This is a genomic window from Nocardia sp. NPDC052001, from assembly GCF_040680615.1.
GTDB lineage: Bacteria > Actinomycetota > Actinomycetes > Mycobacteriales > Mycobacteriaceae > Nocardia.
In genome coordinates this window covers 120,637-144,432 of record NZ_JBFAXC010000006.1, presented here as the reverse complement: position 1 = coordinate 144,432, position 23,796 = coordinate 120,637, and the positions used below count along the sequence as shown (strand labels likewise).

The following is a 23,796-nucleotide window of genomic DNA, read 5'->3' as shown; positions in this document are numbered from 1 at the left end:
CGCATTGTTACCTTATTTTCTAGGAGTCGCCCAATGGAATTCACCGATCCGCACCTGATTCTCACCGCGGCGTTATTCCTCGGCGGGACCGGCATATCGGCACTGTTCGCCTGGGTGCGGACGCGCAAATTCCAGCCCACCGAGAAAATGCGCTACGAGGTGGCGGCGGCCAAGGATGTCAACGACATGGCCATGACAACGCTATCTCGGGTCTCCGGCGAACTGCGGGATGTCACCTTCCGGCTCGATGCGGTGGAGGCGGCGCAGGAAGCGTCCATCCGCGAATTGAACCGTGTCACAGGGCTTTTCCGGGAAGCGCTCGGTGTACTGCGCGGCGTGATAGAGGCCGCGCGGGCGGGGCGGATTCCGGATCTGCACATGTCCCGCGAACTGATGGACGAAGTAGAACACAACGCCGGCTGACCCCTGGCCGGTCGGGCCGGAAACACCCAATACCGAAGGAACCTCATGACAGCACCGATCGACCCGGGATTCCTCGGGTATCAGCCGACCATCGAACCGCTGAAGCTGACCACCGGCGCCAGCTTCGTGCAGACCATCCAGCCGTCCGGCGGGGTGAATTTCCCCGCGGGAACCACGGTTTCGATCAACCTGACCTCCCCGAGCGGCGCATCCCTCGGGTCCTGGCCCGCGACGGTGACCTCGACCCAGGCCACCTGGAACGTCGTGAGCGCCACCTGCGACGCCATCCCGGCCAACTCGCGCTACATCATGCTCGTCACCTATCCGACCTCGCAGCCGACCACCTACGCCTGGTACGAGGGCGCGGTCATCCGCACGTAGCACGTCGCCGAAATCCGTTCACCCACACCATAAAAGGAGCGATCCATGCCTCTCATCGTCACCACCACCCAGGCCGCCCTGGCCAAGGCCTACACCCTGATCAACGGCGCCACCGGCCTGTTCCTGTCCATTCACAACGCCGACCCGGGCCCGACCGGCACCCCGGCCACCGAGGCCACCGGCGGCGGCTACACCCGTCAGCCCGTCACCTGGGCCCCGGTCACCACCGGCACCGCCTCGGGTAATCAGGTCTCCATGACCGTGCCGGCCGGCACCTGGACCTACGCCGCGCTGTGGACCGCCGCCACCGGTGGCACCATGGTCGACCGCGTGCAGATCGCCTCCACCCAGGTCCCCGGCCCGAGCACGCTGCTGGTCACCCCGAGCTTCACCATCAGCTGAGCCCGCTGGCGGCAGGTCGGCGCCGGGTATTCATCGAGCAGTCGAGATACCCGGCGCCACAGGCTATTACGAGCCACTGCCACCCGCCGGATCGGTCCCGTATGAACCACCTTCGGAGGCACAGTTGAGCTCTGCATCCGCGGCGATCGTGGCACCGCTGCCCGCGCCGCCCACCAATGTCGTCGCGCTGCCGAGCCCGCCGACTATCACCCGGACCGTGCCCGCGGCGCCGCTCGTCGTCATCGACGGAACCAAGGTCCTGGTCATCCCGCCGTTCATCCGCGCGAGCTTCACCGGCGCGGGCGTACTCGCGGCCGGTTACACGCTATCGAGCGCACTGCCGGTGCAAGCCGGTGCGACCGGCACCCTGACCGCTGCGGTCGCCGTCCAGCAGCCGATGCAAATCGGTTTCGGCACAACGGGTTCGATGGGTTACGCGCTCGCCTTCGGTGCGGGCGTCACCCGCATCCTGCCCGCGCAATTCGGCGCGACCGCCATCTCCACCGCCACTGACGCGGCCTTCGGCTGTAAGGCCGTACTCACCCTGACGGTGAACGGTGCGAGCGCTCCCGCCCTGGCGGCCTTCGGTGCGACCGGTGTGCTCACCACGCAGTCGGGACCGCCGCCCACCTTCAACGCGGCGGGCAGCGGTATGGGCACCCTGGCGGCCGTCACCGGCGTCAACGCCTCCTTCACCGGCGGTGGCACCGCCGCGGCCAGCCTGTTCGCTCCTTCGGGAATGACCAAGAACGGCAACCAGAACGGGCCGAACAATGGCAATTGGACCCAGCTCACCGGCTGGACGGCCGACACCGCGCACTACCCGGGCTCGACGGTGGTCACCGATGCCCTCGCGGCCCAGGGCGTCAAGTCGAACGCGCTGGTGGCGGTCAGTATCGCGTGGGCCCCGGCCGGGCAATTCGTCGCCAATACCCTGGCCGTGCGAATCAAGCAGAACGGCACGGTGATCGCGTTCTCCTCGAGCTCGACCACCAGTCCGGTGCAAGCCAGCGCGACGGTGCCGATCGTGCTCGGCGACAAGTTCACGGTGGAGGTCCAGGACAACTCGGGCTACCCACCGAACTGGCGAGCCACGATCACCGGCGGCGCCGCCAGCGCGCTGCAAATCACCTAGCACCCGAGCGAGGACTCCATGATCTACACAGTGACGCTGCCCGCCCAGGCCGCAGCGGGCGCGGACGCGGTGGTCGTGGCGGGCGTGTACTCACAGGCCTTCTACAGCGGCGACACCGTCACCGACCTGCAACTCATCGTCCCCGCCGGGTATCCGACGACCACGGGCGGCGCGATCAACAACGCCACCGTCAGCGTCCGCCAGTTGCGACTGGGCGTGCCCGTCGCGACCCTCGGCACGCTCACCCTGGGCGCGGGCATCACGCTCTCCGCCGAAACGGCGGTGACGATTCCGGTTGGCACACAACAGATTCTGCAGCCCGGCGACATCCTCGACGTGCAGTTGCATCAGAACGGCGCGGGGCAGGCCATTCCGGCCGGACTGATGGTCTCGACCTTCGTCAGCTGATTTCGCCGAATACGTTGCCGTGCAATTCGAATGGCTCCCGACCGATCCCGGTCGGGAGCCATTCTCACGTTGTGGGACCGAATGCGCTGAGGAAGGTGTCGACCGCGCCGTCCGCCACGGATTTCAGCTCCGCCACCGATACCTTGCGGGTGCCCAGGCGGGAGCGCGCCTCCAAGGGCGCGGTGAGCAGGGCGAGGAGTTGCTCGGCTGCTCGGTCCGGCGCGCAGGGCCGCAAGCGGCCGGCCAGGGAGAGCCTGGCCAGCCGGTCGGCCAGCGTTTCGGCGAGTTGGCGCGAGGTGCGGTCCTGGACCAGATCCGCGAGGTCGGGGTACGTCGCCAACTGCGCGTAGGTCAGGGCACGCAATGAACGCGCCCGATCGCTGTTGCAGACACGCAACAGTCGATAGGCGGAATCACGCAGGGCCGCTTCCAGTTCCGTGTTCGGATCGCGCAATTTCGATATGGCCGAAAGGCATTCGGCTCCCACCAGGTCCGCTGCCGCTTCCACGGCGTGCCGGTAGAGCGTCTCCTTATCGCCGAGGTGGTTGTACACGGTGGGTTTGGCCACCCCGGCCGCATCGGCGATCTCCTGGACGCACGCCTGCGCGTAGCCGCGGTTCGCGAAGACATCGAAGGCCGCCGCGAGAATGGCCTGCCGCTTGTCTATACGCCCTCGGCTCGCTGCCTCTCCCGTCACGACTCACATGCTATCGGGTCAACAATTTTGAACTTGCGGGTTCAATCCGTGCGATCTACCCTCAGGTGCACAAGATTGAACCGATGAGTTCAAAAAGTGAGGTAGATGTGATCGTTCACCAGCTCCGATTCCGTTTCCGTGATGAAACCGGCGAAGCGCAGCAGGCTCGGGTACTGGAACTGATGCGTGCCACCGCCGCGGTCGAGTCCGTCGCCTTCTCGACGGTCGGCCGACACCTCGGGACCCCGTCCGACGGTTATACGCACGCACTGTGCGTGGCCTGGTCCGACCTCGACGCGCTGGAGCGGTACATGCACGATCCGGTGCATCTGGCGGGCGATCCGGAGATCATTCCGCATCTGGCCGCGCTGGCGATCGGACCCGAGACCACGGATGATCCGGACCCCGAACTCGGGGCCAAGATCATGGCGGCCAATCAGCGCAAACTCGAGCTGTACCCGGAGTGGGCGGCGCTGATGAGCTCCATCCCCGAGGTGCGCGTCAATATCGCGGTCTGAATCAGCTACGCGCGGTAGGTGATTCGCTCGGCAGTCGGGCGGTGAGGCGTTCGCGGACATCCGGCCAGTCCTCGGCGATGATCGAGAACATGGCCGTATCGCGGACGCTGCCGTCGCCGCGGCGGAACTGACGGCGAAGTGTCCCTTCGTAACTCGCGCCGAGGCGGGCTATCGCCTGTTGCGAGCGATGGTTGCGGACATCGGTTTTGAGCTGGACCCGTCCGGTGTGGAGGGTGTCGAAGGCGTAGTCGAGGAGCAGTAGTTTGGCGGCCGGGTTGACCGCGGTGCCCCACACCGACGGTGTGTAGACGGTGAATCCGATCTCCAGCCAGGCATCATGCTGATGTGCGTCCAGGTAGGACGTGACACCCACGATCGCACCGGCCGGTCGATCACCGATCGGCCGCTGGGCGCGCACCGTCCACAGTTGCCAGTCATCACTCGAATCACGCTGGCGCAGTGTGTCTTCGAACTGTGCCGCGTCGGCGGGACGGCCCGGAATATGCGCCCACACCCTGTCGTGATCCAGTGCGGTGAACAATTCCGCCGCGTCCTCGGCCGGATCGATCGGTGTCAATCGCACTACCTCGCCGATGAGTTCGGTGTCGTCCGGGACCGGCCAGATCATGTCCGGCCAGGGCGCATCATCCGGTCGGGGATCGGGAAGCGGCTGAAAGCGATTCACCTCGCGAATGATGCCGCATCGCACGGCCGAGTCAGGCTGTCCGGCGACAAGATCACAACACCGGCGCGTCGGCCCCGCGGTGAATAAAGATCCGGGTGAATCAATTGGGGTGTGAATTAACGCAACTGCGTTAACTTGGGTGTATGGCGGCAAAAGACCAGATCCTCGCCGCGGCGGAACGGCTCTTCGCCGAGTTCGGCATCGAGTCGGTATCGCTGCGGCAGATCGCCGTCGCCGCGGGACAGCGCAATACCTCGGCGGTCGCGTACCACTACGGCAGTAAGGACGCGCTGGTCGAGGCGGTGTACGTGTGGCGCATGACCACCGTGAACGCGCAACGGCTGGCGCGCCTGGACGCGCTCGGGGAGACGGGAACGGTCACCGAACTGGTGCGGGCGCTGGTCGAACCGCTGGCCGCCACCCTGCATGATCCCGAGCGCGCGGGCGAACCCAGCTGGTATCTGCGCTTCATCGCCGAAACCCTGTGGCGGCCACAGTTCGATCCGGTCATCAACACCATGCGGCGACCCGAGGCCGAGAGTGTGCGGCTGGTGGTCGCGGCGCTCGCGGCCAAATTCGACGGCCTGGCGCGCGAGGTCTTCGACGAGCGCATGCGATTGGTCGCCATGCTCGTGGTCACCGCGCTGGCGGATCGGGAACGGCGGTTGCAGGAGCCCGAGCCGCCCGAACATCTCAGCGATCTCGGACTCGACGTGCTGGTCGACGCCGCCACCGCCATCCTCACGGCCCCGTGGCCACCCCAAAACTGAAGTCACCCAACGGAATAAGGATCCACCATGACTGCCGCCTACGCCACCCTCGGCGAGATGTTGACCGGCCGCTCCCTGGCTGCCGGGCCGCGCACGCTGCATCGACTGCCCGGCGGTGCGGAAAGCGCGCCGTACGAGTTGTTCACCCTCACCCCGCAGACCAATCTGATCGGCGCGGAGATCTCCGGCATCGACCTGCGCGAGCCCGTCACCCCGGAACTGTTCGCCGAACTCGATCGCGCGCTGCTGGAGTGGAAGGTGCTGTTCTTCCGCGACCAGAACCTCACCGGCACACAGCATCGCGATTTCGCGCGACTGTGGGGTGAGCTGGAAATCCACCCGTTCCTGCCGCAGGGTGAGGTGCCCGAGATTGTCCGCTTCGCCAAGGATGCGGAGAACCCGGGCGTCGAGAACGCCTGGCATACCGATGTCACCTGGCGGGAGCGGCCGGCGCTCGGCTCTGTGCTGCGCGCGCTGGAGGTGCCTGCTGCCGGTGGTGACACCATGTTCGCGGATATGGCCGCGGCGTACGACAATCTGTCCGATGAGCTCAAGGCGCGGATCGACGGGCTGGACGCGATCCACGACTTCACGCTGCCGTTCGGGCAGTTCCTCTCGGCCGACGAACTCGCCCGTCGCCAGGCCGAATTCCCGCCCGTCGCACACCCGGTGGTGCGCACGCACCCGCGGACCGGGCGCAAGACGCTGTTCGTGAACGCGGTGTTCACCACCCATATCGTCGGACTGGACGCGGCCGAGGGGGAGGAACTGCTGCGACAGTTGTTCCAGCAGGCCCGGATTCCCGAGTACCAGGTCCGATTCCATTGGGCCGCAGGGTCTATCGCGTTCTGGGACAACCGGGCCACGCAGCATTACGCGGTCAACGACTACTTCCCGAATCGGCGGGTGATGGAACGCGCCGCCATCCTCGGCGATCGGCCCTACCGCTAGTCGTCCGGTCGTGCGGGCTGGAGTGCGGACCCGAGACGCGGGTGTGCACTCCATGAAAACTGTGTGCGGATAAGCTAATTCATCGTTACCGTATGAGCGGATGTGGCATTTGCTCATATACGCCGCTCTGAAGATCCGAATCGCGGGTTCTCCTCTTCTCGAGATCTTGTATCAAGTGATTTGGTTAACTCTTAGAAACCTAAATCTCGCGGGAACCCGTGCGACAGGTGCCTGATTTTCGCGGCATACCGACCGTCATGCGTCATCCTGGGGACACCATGACCACCTACCGAATCGACGCAGGCACCCTGATCCCCGGCAGCGGTCCGGCCATCCCCGGCGGAGTCGTCATCACGTCCGGGTCAACCATCGGCTACGCCGGACCCGCCGCCGACGCGCCGCCCACCCCGGGGGCGACGACGATCACCGCGCGCACGGTCATGCCCGGTATGTGGGACTGCCACGGGCACTTTCTCGGTATCACCGCAATGGATCTCGCGAAACTGCCCATGGAACCGCCCGCGGTCCGCACCGCCCGCGCCACCGCCGATCTGCGCGCCGCACTCGACGCGGGATTCACCTCCGTGCGCGAGGTCGGCGGCGTCGGCATTCATCTCGCGCCGATCATCGCGGAGGGCACGCTGCCCGGTCCCGCCATCTACGCCGCGGGAGCCATCCTCTCCACTACCGGCGGGCACGGCGATCTGCACGCGCTACCGCTGGACTGGGTCTCGCATTTCGGGCATCACGGCGGCGAACTGCGACTGTGCGACGGCACCGCCGAATGTATGCGCGCGGTACGAGAACAGTTGCGGCGCAACGCGAAACTCATCAAGGTGTGCGCCTCGGGCGGTGCGTTCTCCGAAGTCGATCACCCGATGCACCAGCAGTTCACCACCGACGAATTACGCACCATCGTCGAAGTCGCCGGACTGGCCGAACGCGCGGTGGCGGCACACTGCCACGGCAAACCCGCGATCATGGCGGCGCTGGAGGCGGGCGTGCTCACCATCGAGCACGGCACCTACCTCGACGACGAAGCCTGCGCGGCGATGAAGGAAACCGGCGCCATCCTGGTGCCCACCCTGACCATCCTCTCCGAACTTCTCTCCACCCCCGAGTCGGTGCCGCCCTACGCCCTCGCGAAACTCCGCGCCAGCCGCGACCGGCACGCCGAGGCGATCGCACTGGCGCACCAGCACGGCGTCACCATCGCCTGCGGCACCGATATCGCGCTCTCCGGCATCGACACCCCGAATGGCTGGGGCCGCAACGGTATCGAACTCGAACTGATGGTCCGCACCGGCCTCACCCCCGCCCAAGCCATCGAAGCCGCCACCGCGACCGCCCCACTCACCCTCGGCCCGCAGGCCCCGCTCTCCGGGCAACTGCGGGCCGGGTACGACGCCGACATTCTCACCCTGGACATCGATCCGCTCGCCGATATCGGCGCTCTCGCCGACCCGCGGCACATCACTCGGGTGTGGAAGTCCGGGAAACTGGTGAAAGGCGCTGCCTGAGAGGGATGTTCGCGCGATATCGCGGGAAGTCTCTGTGCGGGAAAGCTTTTCGATCACCCTGTGCAACCGCGATTCCGTGGCCGGCCCCGCCACGCCACGGGCTGACCGCCTATCCCTCCCGGTGGTGGGAGCTGGCGCTGTTCAGGCCGGAGCTGCCTGCATTGAGCAGTGGGCTCAGGAAGTTCACTTCCGAGCAGGAGGAGCCGAGGATCATGGAGGTTTCCTGGCCGTTGGGTCCGGTGCACGTGCTGGGCTGATTGATCTGCTCGCCGGTCGAGGTGTCCGCGGCCGCGATCGCGGGTCCGATGAGTATCGCGAGAGCGGATGCGGCGATGGCCGCGGTAGCGGTGAGCGGACGAGCGTGCATGTGGTCTCCTCGGCGGGCCTGGCAATGTGGAATACATCTATTTAACTAGCCGTGGGGAAGTATGGGGAGACCCGCGAATTGGGGTGGGACAGAGCCGAAGCCGTCGTGGTAGCCGAAACGACGGAAGCCCGTGATCTCCAAGGAGATCACGGGCTTCCGACCGGTTGTGGAGCTAAGGGGAATCGAACCCCTGACCTTCTCGATGCGAACGAGACGCGCTACCAACTGCGCTATAGCCCCAGCCGCTGACCGTTACCGGCCTGCGGTGGAAAACTTTAGCAGGTGGGGTGGGGAGTCGACGAATCGGCTGGTTAGGGGTGGTTTTGTAGGGTGTGGGGGTGGATATGAGTGCGCATTCGGACCTGGTGGCTGATTGGGAGGGGCGGGTTCGGGGGATGCTCGCGGGGGCCGGGCGGGCGGAGATGGCGGGGTGGGGGATGCGGGTGCTGGGGGAGGGGCAGGAGAATGTGGCCGTACTTGTGGGTGACGCCTATGTGGTGCGACTGCCGAAGGATGCGGACGGGGCCGAGGGGGTTGCGCGCGAAGGGCGGTTGCTGGCGGAGTTGGCGGGTTCGCTGCGGCTCGCGGTGCCCCGGTATGAGTTCACCGCGCCCAATCCGCTCGGGCCGGGGGAGTGCTGTGTGTATCGGGTGGTGCCGGGGGAGGTGCTGCCCGAACGCGAGTGGCTGGCGCGCGGGATGCTCGACGATGAGACGGTCGCGCGGACCATCGCCGAATTCATCGAAGGCGTGCACGCGTTTCCGGCGGATCGGGCCCGGGAGTTCGGGGTCCCGGAGCGGGATATGCGGGCGGAATTCGCGGCACGTCTGGAACTGATTCGGGCGCAGGTGATTCCATTGCTGCCCGCCGCGGACGGACCGGAGTTGGCGGCGCGCTGGGAGAAGTATCTGGGCGAGGAACGGAACTTCGAGTATTCACCGGTGCTGATGCACGGCGATGTGAGTCTCGATCATCTGCTCGTGACGGGGAACCGGATCACCGGCGTCATCGACTTCGGGGATGTGCAGATCGGTGACCCCGACTATGACCTCAGCTATCTGTGGCCGGACGCGGGCCCGGAATTCGTTCGGCGCGTACAGCACTGGCGTGGCCGGCCGCTGGACGAACAGCTGATCGGGAAACTCGATTTCTGGGCGGTCGCCGATGCCGCCATCGATGTCCTCTACGCGATCGAACGCGGCATGCCCGAATTCCGGGACGTGAGTGTGAAACAAGTGCGTTCAATGTTGGCGCGGTTCGGGTATCACGCCGGTTCGGTATAGGACTCCAGCACCCGCATAAAAAGATCGACCCGGTATTCCCGCACCGCCGCACTGTCCGGCTCCAGCAGACACTGGGCCATGGTGCCGTCGTGCACGGCGATCAACGCCCGGCCCAACCCCACCGAATCCGTCACCGTGCGCCCCGCACGCGCCAGCAGCCGCAGCAGCACCGGAGCCAATGCCGCGCTGATCGACTCCTCGCGCGCCACCATCAACCGGCGCAGCGGCGGATTGCGCAGCGCGTGCGCGGTGAACTCCGAGGTGATCCGAAACCACTTGTCATCCACCGGAACCGCACTCAACACGAACTCGACCGCGGCCCGCTGATCCGGAATGACCGCATCACTCTCCAGCACCGCCGACACCTCGGCCAGCATCGCCGCCGACCGCTGCTCCCACATGGCCAGGAACAACTCCTCCAGCGATGTGAAATTCGAATAGAACGCCCCCCGCGTGAACCCGGCCCGCTCACAAATCGATTCGACCGTGCACCGCCCCAGCCCGTCCTCCGCGAACGCCTCGAACGCCGCATCCAGCAACCGCGCCCGCGTCTGCACCCGCCGCCGCTTCACCGGCTGCGCCTCCACACTCCCCGCATCCCCATCGGCCCTGCTCACGCCCGAATCGTATCCGGCCGCGAGCGATGGCCGCGATTTCCCATCAGGCCGGAGGCGGTTCCAACCCGGCGGCGCGGGCGGCGGCGGTGAGGACGGCTTCGAGCATGGGTGGGGTGAGGCGGCCGGTGAAGGTGTTCTGCTGGCTGGGGTGGTAGCTGCCGAAGAGGTGGAGGGGGGAGCGGTTGGGGATGGATGGGGATAGTTCGTAGTGGGCGGCGTGGGTGAAGCGGGGTTTGGGTTTCGGTATGGGCCAGCCGGATTCGGCCAGGGCGGGGAGCAGGGCCTGCCAGCCCCAGCCGCCGAGGACGACGATCGAGCGAAGAGTTGGGGAGAGCAGGGTTAATTCTTCGGTGAGCCAGCGGCGGCAGTTGTCGCGTTCCGACGGGAGGGGTTTGTTGTCGGGCGGTGCGCAGTGGACGGGGGCCGTCATGCGGGAGTCGATGAGGCGCAGGCCATCTCCGGGGTGGGTGCTGGTGGGCTGGTTGGTCAGGCCCGCCGCGTACATGGCGGCTATCAGGAAGTCGCCGGCGCGGTCACCGGTGAACATGCGGCCGGTTCTATTGCCGCCGTGCGCGGCCGGGGCCAAGCCGATGATGAGGACGCGGGCGTCGTCGGGGCCGAGGCCGGGAACCGGTTTGCCCCAGTAATTTTCGTCACGGAAGGCCGCCCGCTTGTCATGGGCGACCTGTTCGCGCCAGGCGACCAGTCGCGGGCAGGCTCTACACCCTGTGAGCTGCGCGTCCAGTTCAGCAATTGTGCGGCACACCAGGGTGACTCAACCACATCCCCCGCACGAGCGGGGCGCGTCGGCGCGGCGTGGCGGCGCGGCATACAGTGCCTCGATAGCCGAGTGTTTGCGACCGTGAAGGGAACCGGCCCCAATGAGTGATCTCGTCGAGCTCGGCAACGCCGTCGGTACGGCCCAGAAGGTCGGAAATATGGTGGGCGTGTTCGCATTCGGCGTTTCGGGTGCGCTGCTCGCGGTGCGCCGCAACTTCGATGTCGTCGGCATCGCGGTGCTCGCGGTGTGCACCGCCACCGGCGGCGGCATCATGCGCGATCTGATCATCGGCGAGATACCGCCCACCGCCTTCGTCACGCTGCGGTACGCGGCCGCGGCGCTGCTGGCCGCCGCGGTGATCTTCTTCTGGCATCCGCCGAACCGGCTGATCCGCACCCCGCTGCTGCTCGCGGACGGTATCGGACTCGGCATCTTCTGCGTCACCGGCACCGTCACCGCCTTCCAGCACGGACTCTCGGCCACCTCCGCCGCCGCGCTCGGTGTGGTCACCGCGGTCGGTGGCGGCGTCGTGCGGGATGTGCTGGCCGGAATCACACCCAGCGTGCTGAGTGACGGTGAGCTCTACGCGGTGCCCGCGTTGCTGGGCTCGGCCGTCACCGCCGCGCTCCTGCACTACGGCGAATACACCTACTGGACGGGCGGTTTGGCGGGTGCGGGCGCGGTGGCCCTGCGCTTCCTCGCGCTCTGGCGGCACTGGCGCGCACCGCTGGCCCGCTCGCATCGCCGCCGCGAATCCCTCTAGCCGAACCGGGCGCGGCGCACTGCGGGCGTAGTCGTGTTGCCCGGGCGCGCCGAACATGGTTGATAGCATGGCGAAGGTTGGCCAGCGGGCTGTGCATCACACCCAGAGAGAGTTCCTACCAATGCAGTTTGAGATCGTCGAGCGGGACGAGACGTGGGTCGCAGGGCTGCCGGTTCGCAGCCCCAAACGTGCTCTCGGGGAGCTGCGCGACCATGATCTCGAGGTGGCCTGGGCCGCCGTCCTGCATCAGGAACTCGGGGGCCCGCTCGCGGCCGCGTACACCGACTTCTCGCCCGAACTGGGCACTTTCAACACCCAGATCGTCGGCTATCAGTGCGAGTCCTTCGACGAGGTCACCCGCGGCCATATCGTGGCCCGGCTGCCGCGCGGGACGTACGCCAGATTCTCCGCGGTCGGCAGCTTCCCCCAGGTGATGACCGATCTCTGGACGCAGATCGCATACGCCGAGGAACACAATCAGATTCAGCGCACGCACAGCGGCGATTTCGAGTGCTATCCGCACGCGTACAAGATCGAGCTGTACCTGGCGGTAGAGGCCTCATGACCTATTCGATCGTGGTGCGCCAGGGCGGCGTCTATGGCGGTCTCGTGGTGCCGCGGGTGCGGCCCAGTTTCAAGGTTTCCAATAGTGAGCTCATCGAGTTCCTGCGCGACCGGCTGCGTGATCGCGGCGATGAGAAACCGCTGGCCACGGTGTACGTGCCCGATCCGGCCGGCAACTACAACGTGCTCGTCTCGTACGAGTACTCCTCGCCCTATGACGCGCCCGTCGGCGATGTGCTGATCCGGGTGCCCAAGGGCGTCTACGCGCGCTTCGAGCCGAATGGGGATTATCACGATCCCGCGGAAGATGTGTGGGCTCAGGTCGACGACGCGACCGCTTCGGCGGAGATCACGCGGGCCTACCGCGAGGAGATCGAGATCTGGTCCGGGCCGTCGGAACTGGAGCTTTTCATCTCCATCCTGATCTGATTGCTGATCGTTAGCTAAATGAGAACCAACCGGTCTTGTGGTTGTGTTTCATGACTGATAGCAATGGTTTGACCAGGGGTGATTTCTAGACGTCCATTCGGGTTTCGGGAGATTTGCCGGACGCCTGGACAATTTCTCACGGCTGGCGGATACTCCCCTAGGTGCCTGTACCGGGCCCGGTTGATACATGACCGTATCGGACGGGGGCTCGGTAGTCGCGCGGAAACCCGCGCAGCAACGGAGTAGGAACTGTATGGCTGTGGAAGTGGTCGCAGTCGTCCCGTCGGATTCGGCTGATGACGACTTACTGCGATTCCGGGATGCGTCGTCGGGGTGCACCTTCTGGGTCGGCACGCCGCAGGCACATCCGGGCCTGTGGCGCCGCAACATCACGGGTGCGCTGCGCGCTTATCGGCGGTACGGCGTGGATCCGGCGCTCGAATACGACAAAACCGTGAATGGTCACTCCAGCGCGCTGTTCGTGGCCGCGATCGATCCATTCGGGGATGTGGTCGCCGGTATGCGGGTGCAGGGCCCGTACTCCCATGTGGACGAGGTCAACGCATTGCGCGCCTGGGCCGGACGGCCCGGTGAATCGGCCTTGCGCAAACGGGTTGCCGACCGGATACCGGAGGGTGTCGTCGAGGTGAAAGCCGTGTGGGCGGACCGGGGTTTGGACCGCTCACAGCGCCGCGCGCTGGGCGCGGCCCTGGATCGCTGCGTCGTCCACGTGACCACCCTGCTGGGCGCCCGCTACGGCTTCGTTACCGCCGGCGAGCATGCCGCGGAGGGCTACCGCAGCAGTGGCGCGCGCTCGGACTGGTGGATTCCCGCGGTGCCGTTTCCCGATGATCGCTATCGCACCGTCCCGCTCTGGTGGGATATGCGGAGTTATCGATCGGTCGCCGCGGAATCGCAGTTGACCTTGATCGATGCGGAACAAATCGCTCTCGCGGACGGTGACGGCGCCGAGCCGGCCGACCTGACCGGCACCGGAGGACGCGCCAGACAATGAATTCCGACAATACCGCGGCCGCGGAATATCGACCGCTGTTTCTCGATGAATCCGATCCGGAGGATGCGCGCCGGATTTCCGAATTGCGCGCCGAAGCCGGTATCGAATTCACCGATTTACGGAATTTGCTGCGCGCGGAATTCGATGATCTGGTGGCACCGCCGGAATTATCCGAGGGGCCGGAATCGGATCGCTGGATTTATTATCCGTGGCGCAAGGCCGCTGTGGCATTGCCGGGACCGGAATTGCTGCGCATCGTCCGGCTGGACCGGAACCGCAACAAACTGACACGAACCGAACAAGAAAAGCTGACAAACCAGACAATTGGGGTGGTCGGACAGAGCGTCGGGCATGCCATCGCACACACCCTCGCCATGGAAGGCAGCTGCGGCCGGATAAAGCTCGCCGATTTCGACACCATCGAACTGGCCAACCTCAATCGGATTCCCGGCTCGCTCTTCGATATCGGCGTCAACAAGGCCGTCGTCACCGCCCGCCGGATTGCCGAGATCGACCCCTACCTACCGGTGGAGATCTTCACCGCCGGACTCACCGACGACAACGTCGACGACTTCTTCGCGGACCTCACCCTGGTGGTGGAGGAGTGCGACTCCCTCGATATCAAACTCGCCGTGCGCGAGGCCGCCAAACGCCATCGCATTCCGCTGCTCATGGAAACCAGCGATCGCGGCCTGCTCGATATCGAACGCTATGACCTGGAACCGGATCGGGAGCCCTTCCACGGCCTACTAGGCGGGGCCACGCGCGCCGACCTACGCGGCCTGACCACCCGCGAGAAGGCGCCCTACGTGGTCCGAATCCTGGACGCGCACGGCCTCTCCGATCGTTTCGCCGCCAGCCTGGTGGAAATCGATCAGACCCTGGACAGCTGGCCGCAGCTCGCCGGTGACGTCCAGCTCGGCGGCGCGACCGTGGCCGCCGCCGTGCGTCGCATCGGCCTCGGCGTCGACCTCGCCTCCGGCCGCACCCGCGTCGATCTGAGCACCGCGCTGGACGCCGTGGCCGAACCCGAACCGGTCGAAGAGTTCATCTGGCCCGCCGATCCCGCGCCCGCGACCGCACCGCGCACCGATGCCGAAGCGGTACTGGCCGCGGCGCAATCGGCCCCGTCGGGCGGCAATGTGCAGCCCTGGTCGCTGCGCGCCGAGAACTCCACCATCGTCATCGAACTCGATGTGCGGCGCAGTTCCGGCATGGATATCGGCTATCGCGGCAGCGCGCTCGCCGTCGGCGCGGCGCTGTACAACGCCCGCGCGGCCGCGGCCGCGCGCGGTGTCCTCGGCGAGGCCGATCTGTACACCGACGGGCAATACAGCCGACCCGCGAGCGGACGCCTCAGCGGCCCGGGCGGCCGGCTCAGCGGTTCGGCCCGCCGCGGCGCGCCGTTGACCGCGGTATTGCAGCTGAGTGATTGGAGCGAGCCGGAATTGGCGCGCGACTATCCCGATCTGCTCGAACGCGTCACCAATCGCAATTTCGGCACCGGCGAACCCGTCGACCCGGCCATCCTGGAAGCCCTGGCGGTGACCGCCGCCAAGGCGGACGGCGGCCTGCGCTGGATCACCGGCGCGGCGGATCTCGAGACCGCCGCTACCCTGCTGGCCGCCTCCGATCAGGCCCGCTATCTGACCCCGGCGCTGCACGCGGAGATGTTCTCCGAACTGCGCCGCCCGGTCGGGAACAAGCCGCTGGATCTGCGCACCGGCCTGGATCTGCGCACGATGGAACTGGCCGCGGACGAAGGCGCCAAGCTCGATATCGGCGGACGCGCCGACATCATGGACCGCATTCGGGATTGGAACGGCGGTATCGCGCTCGGTGACTACACCCGGGACCGGGTGCTGTCCGCCTCGGTGCTCGCCGCGGTCACCTTCACCGCCCCACCCGTCGGCGACCCCGGGGAATTGGCCGCCTACGCCCGCGCCGGGGAGACCCTGCAGCGGGTCTGGATCGAGGCGCAGCGGCACGGGCTGGCGGTGCATCCGGTGTCCCCGGTGTTCCTCTATGCCCGACAGACCGAGGATCTGAACACGGTTTCCCCGGAGTTCGCCGATACACTAACGTCACTTCAAGGCCGTTTCCTGGACCTGTTGGGAGTGCCCGAGCACGAGACCGTGGCGTTGGTACTTCGCCTGAGCTATGCGGCGGAGGTCACGGCGAGGAGCCGGCGGCTTCCGATACCGGGTGCGGAAACCCGCTGATGGGATCGGAGACAAGGTGCCTCGGCAGACGCTCGACTCACTGGTGACCCAGGTTGCCTCCGAGTTGATGGGTGTCGACGCCACCACGATGGTGGCGGCGAGTGAGCGGGTGCTGTCCTGGCTCGTCGATCATTTCGACGTCGACTTCAGCTATCTGCGCCATACCGATCGGGAGCGCCGCGCCTCGGTGCTGATCGCGGAGTGGCCGCGCCGGCAGGTCACCATTCAGCCGGATCCGTTGCGGGTCACCTACTTCGATCGCGCGGATTCGGTGTTCGCCAAGCTGGAGAACGCCACCGAACCGCTCATCGTGCGCCCGATTCCGGAGCACGCGGACTATCAGCACACGATTCATCTGTCCTCGGGTATTCCGACCGTGTCGATGGCGGCGGTGCCGCTGGTGTCGCGCGGGGAGTCCACCGGGGTGCTTGGTTTCGTCAAAGAGGGCGATCGCGAGTGGAGTACCCGAGAGTTGAACGTGCTCAAGGCGATTGCCGCGCTCTTCGCCCAGTTGCAGGCGCGCGTGGTGGCGGAGGAGCGGCTGCGCTATATCGCCATGCACGATGATCTGACCGGTTTGGCCAATCGGCGCGCGCTGCTCGAACATATGGAGGAGCGGCTGCGGGCGGGTAGTCCGGGTCCGGTGGCGGCGTTCTTCCTGGATCTGGATCGGCTCAAGGCGCTCAATGACTTCCTCGGGCATACCGCGGGGGACAACTTCATTCGGACGCTGGCGACGCGATTGCGCGATCACCTCGATCCCAATGATGTGATCGCGCGGCTCGGCGGCGACGAATTCGTCATCATCCCGGCCAAGCCGATGGACGCCAGCGCCGCCGATCTGGAGGCGACCCGGATTCAGCAGCTCATCGCGCGCCGGGTCACCGTCGGCGGTGAGACGGTCAGCCGCGGCGCGAGTGTCGGTGTGGCGGTGGGCATTCCGGGTGAGACCACGGTCGCGGACGTGCTGCGCCGCGCCGATCACGCACTGTTGTCGGCCAAGTCGAGCGGCGGCAATGGCGTGGCCGTGTTCACCGATGCCATGCGCGCGCAGTTCGAACTCCAGGACGATGTGGAGCTGAATCTGCGCGGTGCGGTCTCGGATGGTTCGCTGCTGCTGCACTATCAGCCGGAGGTGGATCTGCGCACCGGGCGCGTGGTCGCCCTGGAGGCGCTGGTGCGCTGGCAGCATCCCACGCGCGGTTTGCTGCCCCCGGGCGCGTTCGTCGGCGTCGCGGAGGCCACCAATCTCGCGGGTGAGCTGGGTCGCTGGGTGATTCGCTCGGCGTGCGAGCAGTTCGCGCAGTGGCGGCGGCGCGGTTTGGCGTCGAGCGTGGTGATCCGGATCAATGTGTCCCCGGTGCAGTTGGTGAGCCTGGATTTCGTGGAGACCATGGAGGGGATTCTGCGGCGCTTCGGCATCGACGGGTCCTCGGTGTGCCTGGAGATCACCGAGCACGTGGTGGTGCAGGATCTGGCTCGCACGCAGGTGACCTTGCGCGGGCTCAAGCGGATGGGCGTGCAGATCGCCATCGACGATTTCGGCACCGGGTATTCGTCTTTGTCGCATCTCAAAGCGCTGCCGGTGGACGCGGTGAAGATCGACCGCGGTTTCGTACAGCGCCTGGGCGCCAGTGCGGATGATCTCGCGATCGTGAAATCCATTGTGGGACTTGCCGGTTCGTTCGGCCTGGGGGTGGTCGGCGAGGGCGTGGAGACGACCGTCGCGGCGCGTACCCTGGTGGCACTGGGTTGTTATCGCGCACAAGGATTTCTGATCGCGCGGCCGATGCCCGCCGAAGAGGTGGAAACTCATCTGGCAGCGGGGCGGATAGCCCTCGACCTGGACCTACCCGGTACCGGCCGGTCTGTAACCCCCTAGAAGTATGGGGCTGATTGGGGGGTTGCATTGTTCGCGATGGAGTTTGAGCGCGTAGTAGGTTCGGTGGACAAACGGGGCAATCAAAGGGATGTGGACCGGCGTGCGAACCTTCAGTAGCAGGAAGACCCTGATCACCGGAGCCGCCAGCGGAATCGGGCGGGCCACCGCGCTGGCCGCTGCCCGCAAGGGCGCGCGCCTGGTGCTCACCGATGTGAACTCCGACGGCCTCGCCGCGACGGTCGACGAGATCCGCGCCGCGGGCGGGGTGGTCGACTATGCCCAGGCCATGGATGTCAGCGATTACGACGCCGTCACCGCCTTCGCGGGCAAGGTGCACGATCAGGTCGGCTCGCTCGACGTGGTCATGAACGTCGCGGGCATCTCCACCTGGGGCACCGTGGAGAACCTCGAGCACAAACACTGGAAGCGCCTGGTGGATGTGAATCTGATGGGCCCCATCCACGTCATCGAGAACTTCGTGCCGCCCATGATCGCGGCCGGGCGCGGCGGCGCGCTGGTGAACGTGTCCTCGGCCGCCGGGCTGATGGCCTTCCCGTGGCATGCCGCGTACAGCGCCAGCAAGTTCGGCTTGCGCGGGGTGTCCGAAGTACTGCGGTTCGATCTGGAACGGCATGACATCTCGGTGCACCTGGTGGTGCCGGGCGCGGTGGATACGCCGCTGGTGCAGAGCGTCGACGTGATCGGCGTGGATCGCGACGATCCGCGAATCCAGGCCTGGATCAAGCGATTCCGGCGGCACGCCAAGAAGCCGGAGCAGGTCGCCGATTCCATCCTGCGCGGGGTGGAGAAGGGCCGCTACCTCATCCACACCCAGTTCGACATCCGCTTCGGCTACTGGTGGGTCCGCAAATTCGCCTGGCCGTACGAATTCGCCATGCGCCGCGCCAACGCCCTGTTCACCACGTTCCTGCCCCGTGAGCAGCGCCAGTTGCCGCCGGCCAAGACTGCGGCGCAGGCCGAGGTGGACGCCGGTGTAGATGCGGTAGCGCCGGAACGAGTCCGTCCCGAGGTCTGAGGCCCCTCGTCATCCCGGGAAAAATGCATGCCGGGATGACGGGACGGGAAGGCTAGGCGCTCAAGAGGTCTCGGCGAGGGGCAGCGAGCAGCCCTGCTCCGGCTTCGTGCAGTTCTCGGCGGCGTGCACGTCCAGGACGCGCGCGCCCGGGCCCTCGTCGCCGAGGTGGTCGTGGGCGTTGACGATCTTGCACGTGCCCAGGGACAGGCAGCCGCAGCCGATGCAGCCGGTGAGGCTGTCGCGCAGGCGAATCAGCTGTTCTATGCGCTCGTCCAGGTCGGATCGCCACGCCGTGGACAGGGCTTCCCAGTCGCGGCGGGTGGGGTTGCGGCCGTCGGGGAGGTTGTCCAGGGCCTGGCGGATTTCGCCGAGGGGAATTCCGACACGCTGTGAGATGCGGATGAAGGCCACTCGGCGCAGGGTTTCCCGGGGGTAGCGGCGTTGGTTGCCGCTGGTTCGGCGGGCTGTGATCAAGCCCTCACGTTCGTAGAAGTGCAAGGCGGACACCGTAACTCCGGCGCGTTGTGCCAGCTGGCCCGGCGTCAGTTCCTTCGCCTGCCAGGACGCGGTCTGCATACCTGAAGGTTAGTCGAGGTTTTTACCCGGCGCGAATTGCATGCCTTCTTTGCCGCGGGGAACTACCGTCAGGATATGGGAATCAAGGCTGCGCCACCGGCGCGACCGTTCTCCGTCACCTCGGAAGTCGGCGCATTGCGCACGGTGCTGCTGCACCGGCCGGGTGACGAACTGCGCCGGTTGACCCCGCGCAACAATGATCAGCTGCTCTTCGACGCCATCCCGTGGGTGGAGCGGGCGCAGCAGGAGCATGACCTCTTCGCCGGAGTGTTGCGCGAGCGCGGGGTGGAGGTGTTGCTGCTGTCGGATCTGCTCACCGAAACCATCGGGGTGAGCGGGGCGGCGCGGATACAGGGCATCTCCGGTGCGGTGGACGCGCGCCGGCTCGGCCACGCGCTCGCCGATGAGCTGGCCGCGTACCTGCGCACGGTGCCCGCGCCGGAGCTGGCGCAGATTCTGATGGCGGGTATGACCTTCGACGAACTGCCGTTCGGGCCGGATCACACCTCGCTGGTGGTGCGCATGCATCACGGGCACGATTTCGTCATCGATCCGCTGCCGAATCTGCTCTTCACCAGGGATTCCTCGTTCTGGGTCGGTTCGCGGGTCGCGATCACCTCGCTGGCCTTGCCCGCGCGGGCGCGCGAGACCTCGCTGACCGATCTCATCTACGCCTTCCATCCGCGCTTCCTCGGGGTGCGGCGGGCGTACGAATCGCATACCGCGCCCATCGAGGGCGGTGATGTGCTGCTGCTCGCCAAGGGCGTGGTGGCGGTAGGTGTCGGTGAGCGCACCACCCCGGCGGGCGCGGAAGCGTTGGCGCGCAGCCTCTTCGAGGACGATCTCGCGCATACGGTGCTGGCGGTGCCGATCGCGCAGACTCGCGCCACCATGCATTTGGACACGGTGTGCACGATGGTCGACACCGATGCCATGGTGATGTATCCGAATATGCAGGATTCGTTGTGCGCGTTCACCATTCGCAAAGAAGTGGACGGCACGGTGACCATGTCCGGTCCGGATCCGTTCCTGCCCGCGGCCGCCAAGGCCATGGGCATCGGGGAACTGCGGGTCATCGACACCGGCCTGGACGGTGTCGCGGCCGAACGGGAGCAGTGGGATGACGGCAACAACACCCTCGCGCTCGCGCCCGGTGTGGTCGTCGCCTACGAACGCAATGAGATGACCAATGCGCGGCTCGTCGACGCCGGAATCGAGGTGCTACCCATCCCCGGTTCCGAATTGGGTTCCGGCCGAGGCGGTCCGCGCTGCCTGTCCTGCCCGCTGTCGCGTGACGAGGTGTGAAAAGCCATGCTGGACATCCCGGTTGACCATCATTCGACGGTGCCGCCGTACGAACAGCTGAGGCAGGGCATCGTGGCGCGGGTGCGCTCCGGTGAACTGGCCGCCGGGACCAAGATCCCCACCGTCCGAGCCCTGGCCGCCCAACTCAAACTCGCCCCCAACACCGTCGCCCGCGCCTACCGCGAACTCGAACAGGACGGCGTCCTGGAAACCCGAGGCCGCCTCGGCTCCTTCATCGCCTCCTCCGGCGACCCCACCCGGGACGTAGCGGGCCGCGCCGCAACGGAATACGTAGCGGTCATCCGCCGCCTCGGCTTGGACGACGAAGCCGCGGTCCGCTACTTACGCGCGGCGCTGGGCGAAACCCGAACCTGAACTCGAACCCGGAGCTCGGGGGTGTGGGGGCGAAGCCCCCACGTTCTGCCCTACCTCCAGCTGGGCAGCCAGAGGTGGTCGTGCCAGCTGCCCGGGGTGATGGGCGCGCCCGTGAGAATCGGCCACAGCCAGATGAAGTTGGCGATCACCAGCGCGAGGTAGAGGCAGACCAACATCAGGCCGAGCCCCTGCCGTTCACTCGGCGGGGCGAGATGCTGCCAATCCGGTTGCCCGGACAGCCGTCTGCCTATCGCGGGCGCGTGCCCGAGCACATCGCCGAGCACCAGCGCCACCGCCATCATCAGGAACGGCGCGAGCGGTACCGCGTAGAAGTAGTACATCTGCCGATCCAGCTGCAGGAACCAGGGCAGCAGTCCCGCGCCGTAGGCGACCAGCACCGCCGCGTACCGCCAGTCGCGACGGACGAAGCTGCGCCAGATCGCCCAGCCGAAGACCGGTAGCGCCAGCCACCAGATGGCGGGCGTGCCGATCAGCATGACCGCCTTCACGCACTGGTTCTGCCCGCAGTCCCCGCTGCTGCTGTCGGAGTAGTAGTAGAGCATGGGCCGCAGCCCCATCGGCCAGGTCCACGGCTTGGATTCCCAGGGGTGATGATTGCCCGCCGAATTGGTGAGCCCCTCGTGGAAGGTGAGCACCTCACCGCCGTAGTACCAGAGCGAGCGCAGGGCGTCCGGCACCCAGGAGAAGTCGCCGCCGCGCCCGACCCGCACCCCGACCGCGTACCGGTCGTAGCTGGTCTCGGCCGCGAACCAGGCCCAGAAGCTGGCCAGGTACACGAACACCGGCACCACCCCGAGCGCCCACGCGGTCGGCCCGAGATCGCGCACCGCGGTGCCCGCCCACGGCCGCCGCACCCGGTATCCGCGCCGCGCCGCGAGATCGAAGCCGAGGCTCAATGCCGCGAACGCGACCACGAAATACGCTCCGGACCATTTGGTTCCGCAGGCGAGCCCGAGCAGGATGCCCGCGCCGAATCGCCACCACCGCACCCCGAAGCGCGGCCCGAATTCGCTGTCGTCGAGTCGGCCTTCGGCGGCCACCAATGCCATGCGCGCCCGCATCTCGTCGCGGTCCACGATGAGGCAGCCGAACGCGGCGACCACGAACAGCGCCTGGAAGATATCGAGCATCCCGAGTCGGGAGGAGACGAAGGTGAGTCCGTCGGCGATCAGCAGAATGCCCGCGAACGCGCCGATCAGCGTGGACCGCGCCATCCGCCGGGTTATCCGAATCACCAAGAGCACCAGCAGGGTTCCCGAGACGGCGGCCATGAACCGCCACCCCCACGGCGAATAGCCGAAGATGGCTTCGCCGATCGCGATCATCTGCTTGCCGACCGGCGGGTGCACCACCAGCCCGTAGCCGGGATTGTCCTCGACGCCGCCGTTGGTGAGGGCCTGCCAGGCCTGTGGCGCGTAATGCTTCTCGTCGAAGACCGGCGTATGCCCCTCGGTCGGGTAGCCCAGTTGGATGAAGCGCGTCAGCCCGGCCACCGCCGTCAGGAACAGTGTCACCACCCAGCCGCGCGCCCAGTCGGTGGGCCCGAAATCCGGTGAGGGTCGCAGTGGCGCCGGACTGGACAGCGCCACCCCCGCCTCTACAGCTGGCGGTCGCGCGTCGGTCACCTGGGTCACGCACCCGATGTTATGCGGTGCCGCCCCGAAACTCCCGCCCCGGTCGGACCCGGGGCCCGGTCGGGGCGGAGAGTCGGGGTGCGGCCGCCCGTATGCTGGCACCGATGCCGGATCGCTGGTCCGGGCCGAGGGGGAGTGTGGCGACGAACAGGAGTGGGATGAGCGGCGAGCCGACCTCGGGCGGACGATTGGTGCTCGCGGCCACCCCGATGGGCGATATCGGCGATGCCTCGCAGCGCTTGCGCGATGCGCTGGGCTCGGCGGATATCGTGGCCGCCGAGGACACCCGGCGGACCCGGTCGCTGGCCAAGGCCCTGGGCGTGGAGATCACCGGGCGGGTGGTGAGTTTCTACGATCACGTCGAGACCGCGCGAATCCCCATGCTGCTGGAGGAGATCGAGGCCGGGCGCACCGTGTTGCTGGTCACCGATGCGGGGATGCCATCGGTGAGCGATCCGGGCTATCGCATGGTCGCCGCCTGCGTCGAGCACAAACTGCCCATTACCTGTCTGCCCGGCCCGTCCGCCGTGACCACGGCACTGGCACTGTCCGGGCTGCCGGTGGAGCGCTTCTGCTTCGACGGTTTCGCACCGCGTAAGTCCGGGCAGCGCAAGGAGTGGTTCCGCACCCTGGCGACCGAACCGCGCGCGGTGGCGTTCTTCGAGGCCCCGCACCGGCTCGCGGACTGCCTGGCCGATGCCGTGGAGATCCTCGGTCCCGACCGTCGCGCCGCGGTCTGCCGTGAACTCACCAAGACCTATGAGGAAGTGGTGCGCGGCCCCCTCGGCGAGCTGGCGGCCTGGGCGGTCGAGGGCGCGCGAGGTGAGATCACCGTGGTTCTCGAAGGCTCGCACAAGGTTTCGGCCGATCCCGCCGATCTCGTCGAGCGGGTGGAGGGTTTGGCGGCCGCCGGTCTGCGTCTCAAGGACGCCTGTGCGGAGGTGGCCTCCACCAGTGGAGTCTCGCGCCGCGAACTGTACGACGCGGTGCTGGCCGCCCGCGCCGCCGAATAGTCCACTGCGCGTACTCCACTCCG

27 protein-coding genes and 1 tRNA gene are annotated in these 23,796 nt (G+C 66.9%); 20 read left to right on the top strand and 8 right to left on the bottom strand.

Annotated features, from left to right (window positions below; genetic code table 11):
- The first annotated feature begins 33 nt into the window (after window positions 1–33).
- From AB0L82_RS27275 to AB0L82_RS27255, 5 genes are all read left to right on the top strand, one after another.
- The gene (locus AB0L82_RS27275) at window positions 34–423 is read left to right on the top strand and encodes a hypothetical protein (RefSeq protein WP_364642200.1); all 390 of its coding nucleotides are present in this window, start codon (window positions 34–36) and stop codon (window positions 421–423) included.
- A 45-nt stretch (window positions 424–468) separates the two neighbouring features.
- Window positions 469–804, top strand: a complete 336-nt coding sequence (locus AB0L82_RS27270; RefSeq protein WP_364642197.1) for a hypothetical protein — start codon at window positions 469–471, stop codon at window positions 802–804.
- Between the two features lie 45 nt (window positions 805–849).
- Window positions 850–1,206 carry a hypothetical protein gene (locus AB0L82_RS27265; protein WP_364642194.1) on the top strand — a complete coding sequence of 119 codons (357 nt, stop codon included), beginning with the start codon at window positions 850–852 and terminating at the stop codon, window positions 1,204–1,206.
- A gap of 124 nt (window positions 1,207–1,330) precedes the next feature.
- Window positions 1,331–2,341: a hypothetical protein gene (locus tag AB0L82_RS27260; RefSeq protein WP_364642192.1), complete on the top strand. Its 1,011-nt coding sequence runs from the start codon at window positions 1,331–1,333 to the stop codon at window positions 2,339–2,341.
- Between the two features lie 18 nt (window positions 2,342–2,359).
- Entirely contained in the window at window positions 2,360–2,749 is a 390-nt protein-coding gene (locus tag AB0L82_RS27255; RefSeq protein ID WP_364642189.1) for a hypothetical protein, read from the top strand.
- Between the two features lie 64 nt (window positions 2,750–2,813).
- Here the strand turns inward: AB0L82_RS27255 and AB0L82_RS27250 are convergent, their stop codons facing one another.
- Complete coding sequence (locus AB0L82_RS27250) at window positions 2,814–3,446, bottom strand: TetR/AcrR family transcriptional regulator (protein ID WP_364642186.1); 633 nt, start codon at window positions 3,444–3,446, stop codon at window positions 2,814–2,816.
- 83 nt (window positions 3,447–3,529) lie between these two features.
- Here AB0L82_RS27250 and AB0L82_RS27245 point away from each other — a divergent pair, with 83 nt between their 5' ends.
- On the top strand, window positions 3,530–3,964 hold the full coding sequence (locus tag AB0L82_RS27245) for a Dabb family protein (protein WP_364642183.1): 435 nt from the start codon (window positions 3,530–3,532) through the stop codon (window positions 3,962–3,964).
- Between the two features lies 1 nt (window position 3,965).
- Here the strand turns inward: AB0L82_RS27245 and AB0L82_RS27240 are convergent, their stop codons facing one another.
- The gene (locus AB0L82_RS27240; protein WP_364642181.1) at window positions 3,966–4,649 is read right to left on the bottom strand and encodes a GNAT family protein; all 684 of its coding nucleotides are present in this window, start codon (window positions 4,647–4,649) and stop codon (window positions 3,966–3,968) included.
- Between the two features lie 143 nt (window positions 4,650–4,792).
- Between AB0L82_RS27240 and AB0L82_RS27235 the strand changes: the two genes are divergently transcribed.
- The 3 genes from AB0L82_RS27235 (at window position 4,793) to AB0L82_RS27225 (ending at window position 7,890) form a co-directional block, all read left to right on the top strand.
- The gene (locus AB0L82_RS27235; RefSeq protein ID WP_364642178.1) at window positions 4,793–5,419 is read left to right on the top strand and encodes a TetR family transcriptional regulator; all 627 of its coding nucleotides are present in this window, start codon (window positions 4,793–4,795) and stop codon (window positions 5,417–5,419) included.
- Between the two features lie 27 nt (window positions 5,420–5,446).
- Complete coding sequence (locus tag AB0L82_RS27230; RefSeq protein WP_364642175.1) at window positions 5,447–6,370, top strand: TauD/TfdA family dioxygenase; 924 nt, start codon at window positions 5,447–5,449, stop codon at window positions 6,368–6,370.
- 278 nt (window positions 6,371–6,648) lie between these two features.
- Window positions 6,649–7,890, top strand: a complete 1,242-nt coding sequence (locus tag AB0L82_RS27225; protein WP_364642172.1) for an amidohydrolase family protein — start codon at window positions 6,649–6,651, stop codon at window positions 7,888–7,890.
- A 109-nt stretch (window positions 7,891–7,999) separates the two neighbouring features.
- Here AB0L82_RS27225 and AB0L82_RS27220 read toward each other — a convergent pair whose 3' ends face one another.
- The gene (locus AB0L82_RS27220) at window positions 8,000–8,257 is read right to left on the bottom strand and encodes a hypothetical protein (protein WP_364642169.1); all 258 of its coding nucleotides are present in this window, start codon (window positions 8,255–8,257) and stop codon (window positions 8,000–8,002) included.
- 167 nt (window positions 8,258–8,424) lie between these two features.
- A tRNA-Ala gene (locus AB0L82_RS27215) sits at window positions 8,425–8,497 on the bottom strand.
- A gap of 104 nt (window positions 8,498–8,601) precedes the next feature.
- On the opposite strand from AB0L82_RS27215, the gene AB0L82_RS27210 reads away from it, so the two are divergent.
- Window positions 8,602–9,540: a phosphotransferase gene (locus AB0L82_RS27210; RefSeq protein ID WP_364642166.1), complete on the top strand. Its 939-nt coding sequence runs from the start codon at window positions 8,602–8,604 to the stop codon at window positions 9,538–9,540.
- Here AB0L82_RS27210 and AB0L82_RS27205 read toward each other — a convergent pair.
- Complete coding sequence (locus tag AB0L82_RS27205; protein ID WP_364642164.1) at window positions 9,522–10,157, bottom strand: TetR/AcrR family transcriptional regulator; 636 nt, start codon at window positions 10,155–10,157, stop codon at window positions 9,522–9,524. The genes AB0L82_RS27210 and AB0L82_RS27205 overlap by 19 nt on opposite strands.
- A gap of 43 nt (window positions 10,158–10,200) precedes the next feature.
- Window positions 10,201–10,923 carry a uracil-DNA glycosylase gene (locus AB0L82_RS27200; protein WP_364642161.1) on the bottom strand — a complete coding sequence of 241 codons (723 nt, stop codon included), beginning with the start codon at window positions 10,921–10,923 and terminating at the stop codon, window positions 10,201–10,203.
- Between the two features lie 115 nt (window positions 10,924–11,038).
- Here AB0L82_RS27200 and AB0L82_RS27195 point away from each other — a divergent pair, with 115 nt between their 5' ends.
- The 7 genes from AB0L82_RS27195 to AB0L82_RS27165 all read left to right on the top strand — a co-directional run bounded on the left by AB0L82_RS27195 (window position 11,039) and on the right by AB0L82_RS27165 (window position 18,849).
- On the top strand, window positions 11,039–11,701 hold the full coding sequence (locus AB0L82_RS27195) for a TRIC cation channel family protein (RefSeq protein ID WP_364642158.1): 663 nt from the start codon (window positions 11,039–11,041) through the stop codon (window positions 11,699–11,701).
- Window positions 11,702–11,822: 121 nt separating this feature from the next.
- Window positions 11,823–12,266, top strand: coding sequence for a GyrI-like domain-containing protein (locus tag AB0L82_RS27190; RefSeq protein WP_364642155.1), 444 nt, complete (start codon window positions 11,823–11,825; stop codon window positions 12,264–12,266).
- A complete protein-coding gene (locus AB0L82_RS27185) occupies window positions 12,263–12,694 on the top strand; it encodes an AraC family transcriptional regulator (RefSeq protein WP_364642152.1) in 432 nt (143 codons plus the stop codon). Before AB0L82_RS27190 ends, AB0L82_RS27185 begins: the two co-directional genes overlap by 4 nt.
- 253 nt (window positions 12,695–12,947) lie before the next feature.
- Window positions 12,948–13,709, top strand: coding sequence for a hypothetical protein (locus AB0L82_RS27180; RefSeq protein ID WP_364642150.1), 762 nt, complete (start codon window positions 12,948–12,950; stop codon window positions 13,707–13,709).
- A complete protein-coding gene (locus AB0L82_RS27175; protein ID WP_364642147.1) occupies window positions 13,706–15,931 on the top strand; it encodes an Rv1355c family protein in 2,226 nt (741 codons plus the stop codon). Before AB0L82_RS27180 ends, AB0L82_RS27175 begins: the two co-directional genes overlap by 4 nt.
- 16 nt (window positions 15,932–15,947) lie before the next feature.
- A complete protein-coding gene (locus AB0L82_RS27170) occupies window positions 15,948–17,813 on the top strand; it encodes a sensor domain-containing phosphodiesterase (protein WP_364642144.1) in 1,866 nt (621 codons plus the stop codon).
- An 88-nt stretch (window positions 17,814–17,901) separates the two neighbouring features.
- Window positions 17,902–18,849 (top strand): SDR family oxidoreductase, encoded by a 948-nt coding sequence (locus AB0L82_RS27165; protein ID WP_364642141.1) that lies wholly within the window; start codon window positions 17,902–17,904, stop codon window positions 18,847–18,849.
- A 60-nt stretch (window positions 18,850–18,909) separates the two neighbouring features.
- Here AB0L82_RS27165 and soxR read toward each other — a convergent pair whose 3' ends face one another.
- Complete coding sequence (gene soxR / locus AB0L82_RS27160; protein ID WP_364642138.1) at window positions 18,910–19,425, bottom strand: redox-sensitive transcriptional activator SoxR; 516 nt, start codon at window positions 19,423–19,425, stop codon at window positions 18,910–18,912.
- A gap of 75 nt (window positions 19,426–19,500) precedes the next feature.
- Between soxR and arcA the strand changes: the two genes are divergently transcribed.
- Window positions 19,501–20,730, top strand: coding sequence for an arginine deiminase (gene arcA, locus AB0L82_RS27155; protein WP_364642135.1), 1,230 nt, complete (start codon window positions 19,501–19,503; stop codon window positions 20,728–20,730).
- Between the two features lie 6 nt (window positions 20,731–20,736).
- Entirely contained in the window at window positions 20,737–21,105 is a 369-nt protein-coding gene (locus tag AB0L82_RS27150) for a GntR family transcriptional regulator (protein WP_364642132.1), read from the top strand.
- Window positions 21,106–21,155: 50 nt separating this feature from the next.
- Here the strand turns inward: AB0L82_RS27150 and AB0L82_RS27145 are convergent, their stop codons facing one another.
- A complete protein-coding gene (locus AB0L82_RS27145; protein WP_364642128.1) occupies window positions 21,156–22,760 on the bottom strand; it encodes a phospholipid carrier-dependent glycosyltransferase in 1,605 nt (534 codons plus the stop codon).
- Between the two features lie 158 nt (window positions 22,761–22,918).
- Here AB0L82_RS27145 and rsmI point away from each other — a divergent pair, with 158 nt between their 5' ends.
- Window positions 22,919–23,773, top strand: coding sequence for a 16S rRNA (cytidine(1402)-2'-O)-methyltransferase (rsmI, locus tag AB0L82_RS27140; protein WP_364642125.1), 855 nt, complete (start codon window positions 22,919–22,921; stop codon window positions 23,771–23,773).
- Window positions 23,774–23,796: the final 23 nt, after the last annotated feature.